At 46.3% G+C, this 1728-nt stretch carries 2 protein-coding genes; both read right to left on the reverse strand.

Annotation, left to right across the window (positions count from 1 at the left end; all coding sequences use genetic code 11):
• Window positions 1-449, reverse strand: a 449-nt coding sequence (locus tag R7P35_RS23845; RefSeq protein ID WP_318092799.1) for an ATP-binding cassette domain-containing protein, incomplete at its 3' end; no start/stop codon positions are given.
• On the reverse strand, window positions 446-1300 hold the full coding sequence (locus R7P35_RS23850) for an ABC transporter ATP-binding protein (RefSeq protein ID WP_318092801.1): 855 nt from the start codon (window positions 1298-1300) through the stop codon (window positions 446-448). The genes R7P35_RS23845 and R7P35_RS23850, both read right to left, overlap by 4 nt.
• Window positions 1301-1728 lie beyond the last annotated feature (428 nt).

Here is a 1728-nt window from a genome sequence, read left to right on the forward strand (position 1 = left end):
TTTAACGTCTCTTCTGGCAATTCCACCAGCTTGAGAAGTTCCTCCAATCTCGCCGGGATCTCGCGGTCATGCTGCACCTGCTTGTGGATTTTCAACGGGCGAGTTAGATGATGACGAATTGTGTGGGTAGGGTTCAGCGATCCAAAAGGGTCTTGAAACACCATTTGTACCTTACTGCGATAATCTTGAATATCGTGTCGTGAGGTGATGTCATTGATGTTGGTGCCGTTAAATAGAATTTCCCCTTCGCTCGCTGGGTAAACCTTTGTGATTAGCCTTGCACACGTGCTTTTACCGCAGCCTGATTCGCCAACGAGAGCCAATGTTCGCCCAGCGTAAAGATCAAAACTGACGCCTTGCAACGCTCGAAAAGTCTCTTCTTTGGCAAAGCCACCGCCCACAGTGAACTCTTTGATCACGTTTTTCATTTGAATGATCGGTTGACTCATGCTGGTGCTCCTTGTTGCTCTGGCTGCTTGTGAACATCGTGAATATTGGGGAACGAGGCCCACAATTTTGGGGTGTAAGGGGGTTGTGGGTGATTGCGGATCTCGTAAGCGTGATTGACTTCTACGATCTCACCATGGCGCATGATGGCGATGCGGTCGCACAATTGGCTCATCAAGGCTAAATCGTGGGTGATGAAAAGAACTGAGAAACCAAATTCTTCTCTCAGCTGATAAATTTGCTGCAGGATCTCTCGCTGCACCACCACATCAAGCGCTGTCGTTGGTTCATCCATAATGATGAGCTTAGGGTTTAAAGACAGCGCGATGGCAATAACCAGCCTCTGGCGCATTCCTCCAGAGAACTGGTGCGGATATTCACCCAGTCGATCTCGAGGGATGTTCACCAAATCGAGCAGTTTTTCGGCGCGATCTTTGGCTTGCTCGTTGCTGAGTCCTTGATGATGACGTAGGACGTCCGCAAACTGCTCTTGAATGGTCAGTACCGGATTAAGCGAGTTCATGGCACTTTGGAATACCATGGCGATTTCGCTCCAACGCAGCGCGCTTAGCTCCTTATCGGACAAACGTAAGATGTCCTTACCTTGGAACAGAATTTGTCCACCAGAGATAAACGCGGGCGGCTTGTGCAGACGATTGATCGAAAAAGCGATGGTACTCTTTCCGCATCCAGATTCCCCAGCAAGGCCGAATACTTCGCCTTTTCCAATATCAAAGCTGACCGATTTCACCGCATTAAAGTCACCATTGTCGGTGATGTAGTCCACGCACAAATCTCGGATCTGGATGACCGGATCGCTGTGAAAGGCGTGACTTAAATTAATCTCACTCATTAAAAATACCCAACCAATACAAAAGATAATTATTATCATTATCGTATGTGCAAATGAGAAGAAAGCGTAATCGACCGAATAGGTGAAGTGACTCGAAACTTGAATGAAAGAAAAAGTCGAATTTTGGTTACGAGAGTGTGATAAAAAAAGGCAAAAGTGAGAGCTGGATCAGCACACTTTTCTTAGGGGGAATTTTTCAAATTTAATCGTAAATTTGGCCTTTGGCAAAAGGTAAGTGATGAATCTATTAACGAGTTGATGAAAGGTCGGGAGGGGTCACATTTCCCCACTGTTTTTCTTACCTCCGCACAGTGGGTTTGCTATAGATTAGCTGTCCAAAACATGGTGTGTTCGGAGGAAATATGTCTATTAATTCTATCGACCATGACGAGATGACCAACATCGCTCACAAGTGGGAATTACCTGAA

It is taken from the genome of Vibrio sp. Vb0304 (assembly GCF_033338995.1).
Lineage (GTDB): Bacteria > Pseudomonadota > Gammaproteobacteria > Enterobacterales > Vibrionaceae > Vibrio > Vibrio alginolyticus.